Raw genomic sequence first — 3,179 nt, forward strand, 5'->3', positions numbered from 1 at the left:
CGGGCTGTTCCGTCTACATGTATAACCTCCGGAATAAGTTCTTTGGCCAACTCTTTTGCCTGATAGGTTATCGTCATAAATGGTGCAATGCCTTGTTTTCCAACAAAAAAACGATCAAACTCCTCCTCTAGCAAACTAGGACAAAAGGGCCTATAACTTTCTCTTAATTTCACTTTCAAATTCACCTTACTTTGGGTGCCGGTTATACTTGGACTCGCTAATATACTTCGATTTCCCAAAGCTCGGGGACCAAACTCCGACCTGCCTTGAAACCATCCAATAACCGCTCCCCCGGCTATTCGAGCAGCGGCCTCCTCCCAAGGTTTTTCTAACCTTACATACCTAATTCCACACGATTGTAACAACCCTTGTATGTCGGTATCGCTGTATGATGGCCCCAAGTAAGTATGTCCGGCCGCTTGGGGTTTAAACCCATGCCGGTGCGACGAAAGCCAAGCAGCACCTAAAGAAATGCCGGCATCTCCTGCGGCAGGCTGTACAAATAAACCCTTTACAAAATCAGCATTCATTAGGGACTGATTCATCACACAATTTAGGGCTGCACCTCCCGCTAAACACAAGTAGTGGTGCTGATATTTTTCCATGAAATAGGCCGTCATTTTTAGCATCAATTGCTCCAATTTCTGCTGTGCTGATGCTGCCAAATCCATGTATTGCTCCTCCATTTTCGCCCCGGGTATCCGTCGCTTCATTCCCAACCTCTCTACCAAAGCCGGTGTATACACCATTTCATCCTTATGTAAAGAAGGGGCTCCGGCCTCCGGTATTTTTATATATTCCTTATTGATGCTAAGTTTCCCTTCCTCAAAACCTATCAACCAATCCAGGTTAAACCGATTACGATCACCAAAACTCGACAAACCCATTACTTTATACTCATCACTATCCTTGGTATATCCACAAAGCTGGGTAATTAATTGGTAAAACAAACCCAAACTATCCGGACGGGCAATTTGTTCCAACACCTTCATTTCGCCATTTTCTCCTTCCGACACTTGAAATGAAATTCCATCACCCGAGTTGTCCAAACTTAATACCAGGGCCCTGTCAAAACCGGATGCATAATATGCACTGGAAGCATGACACAGGTGGTGGTGATGCCTTTCTATTGGAGGACAATATCCAAAATGTTGATTAAAATATTCTTGAATTCGGTCATCAATTTCCGGCCCCCAAGTGCTTCCATGAAAAGCCAGTATAGAAATTTCGTTTATAGTTGTATCCCCCAACTTTAATACTTCCAGTACCGAAGAATAAGGCAAACGTCCAGGAGAAAATTTTATCCGGCTCATTCTTTCCTCTTCCAAAGCTGCTATTACCCTGCCTTCACTTACCAAACAGGCAGCCGAATCCTGGTAACCTTGCCTAAATCCTCCACTAATGCCGAGTATTTTCATCTTTTTCCTTGTTTTTCATTAATCATTTTTCCAAACTGGGTCCCTTTCCATTGTTGTGAACCAAGCTCCACTTGAATTATTTTCAAATCACCTGCAAACTCATTTTTTTCTCCAATATAGGTTTTTCCATGCTTATCTACGGTCAAAGAACAACCAATCATCTTTTTCCCTTCGTAAGGTCCACCTACTATGTAACCCACGCTGGTAGCACTAACCACCGGAATTTCATAGGTAGTTGCCAATTCACCCAATGGTTTTAGCCATTTATCCCGATATGGGTCTTGTTCTTCGGTTACCGAGTGATCCACCGTCCAACTCGATGGAGTTAAAATAAGCTGAGCACCCATTCGGGCTAAGGAATGTCCCAAGCAAAGGGCATCCGCATAATTATCGGCACAAATATTGAGTCCAATTTTACCCCATTCCGTGTCTACCACTTCCAATTTTTGTCCGGCTTCATAAAACGGAAATTCCACTTCCAGCAGGTTAATTTTATGATGTTTAAGCCTAATATTTCCTTTCGGGTCAATCAAAATAGCCGAGTTATAGATTTTATCTTCCGAGCGTTCCGTCAAACCCAGGCAAAGCCAAACCTGATGTTTTACAGCCAATTGGCAAAAAAAATCGCTTCGGGTTCCGGGTATGGTTTCGGCTTCTTCATACACGCTAGGATGTGTCCAGGCTAAATCCAGTGTTTCGGGCAAAATAGCCAAATCACAACCTTGAGTAACGGCTCTTTCAATCATTTCCTGGGCTCTAACCAGGTTACGTTCAGGCTCTCCACCTTCAACCAGCAATTGACAAACAGCTATTCTCATACCACTATCTAAAAGGTAAAACAAAATATTTTTCATAAACCACTTTGGTTGCAAAGCCCAAACGGGTCATAAGCCAAATTGGATATTTCAGCATTTGCAGCAAAGCAAAACTATTTGGATAATCCCAAAAATTCCGGGGAGGCAATTTCAGGTAAGAATCAAACTCTTCCCTGCTTATTCCAAGCCGTTTTATGCAGAGCGAAATAACTTTTTCATCCTCCATTACATAAGGTTTCTGAATGGATTCCAACGCATAAGTACGCTCCATTTGCCCACTTCGAATCAAGGCTGAATAGGCAATCTTCCTAAAATCGATATTAAATTTAACCCGATGTACATAAGTTATTAAGCTCCAGTACAAATCATCGTAATAGTGAGCTCCCGGATACTTCCATTCCAACTCCTTGCTTAACAAGGCATCTGCTTCCGATCGCAAATAAGGGTAATAATAAAACGGCGCAAAGGTTTTTATCCCCTTCAGCGAATAGTAGGCCATTTCCTTTACTCCTAAATTATAACCCGGATTTTCAGGCTTCCATTTCTGAAGCGGATATTTTCCAAATCGCTTGTGTAGGGCCCGCACAAAATCACCATCAAAATAAGCCCAGGCCAACGGACGTATGCCTTCGGTTCTAAAACTCTGCCCATACAAAATCGTTTTCACCCCCTCTTTACAAGCCACACCATACAACGAGGCCCCAATTCCAATATCTGTTCCATTATTAAGCAAGGGGGTCGATGCTTTTAAGTCAACCAATTTTAAGTCTTTACATTCCCTAAAGTCCGAAGTAATGGTACGCAAATCCACCCCCAAAATCCGAGCTGCCTTTAGCATATTTTCCCCTGCCACCGGATTGTCGAAACCATCATTAAAATGAACTGCCAAAGGACGTAAATTCCATTTTTTTATCGCCAAATAAAGCAAATAGGTACTATCTCTACC

The 3,179-nt window shown here is 42.6% G+C and carries 3 protein-coding genes; all 3 read right to left on the reverse strand.

Going from position 1 to position 3,179, the window contains the following annotated elements; translation table 11 throughout:
- Positions 1-1,418, reverse strand: a 1,418-nt coding sequence (locus K1X82_15240; protein MBX7183465.1) for a hypothetical protein, incomplete at its 3' end; no start/stop codon positions are given.
- Positions 1,415-2,272 carry a carbon-nitrogen hydrolase family protein gene (locus K1X82_15245; GenBank protein MBX7183466.1) on the reverse strand — a complete coding sequence of 286 codons (858 nt, stop codon included), beginning with the start codon at positions 2,270-2,272 and terminating at the stop codon, positions 1,415-1,417. The genes K1X82_15240 and K1X82_15245, both read right to left, overlap by 4 nt.
- The coding region (locus tag K1X82_15250; GenBank protein ID MBX7183467.1) for an N-acetyl sugar amidotransferase at positions 2,241-3,179 on the reverse strand (939 nt) is incomplete at its 5' end. The genes K1X82_15250 and K1X82_15245, both read right to left, overlap by 32 nt.

The sequence above is a fragment of the Bacteroidia bacterium genome (assembly GCA_019695265.1).
Lineage (GTDB): Bacteria > Bacteroidota > Bacteroidia > JAIBAJ01 > JAIBAJ01 > JAIBAJ01.

What these genes read in the sequence shown, in the direction of transcription:
- K1X82_15245 (MBX7183466.1), bottom strand. Translation starts at nt 2,272, where the DNA reads ATGAAAAATATTTTGTTTTACCTTTTAGATAGTGGTATGAGAATAGCT.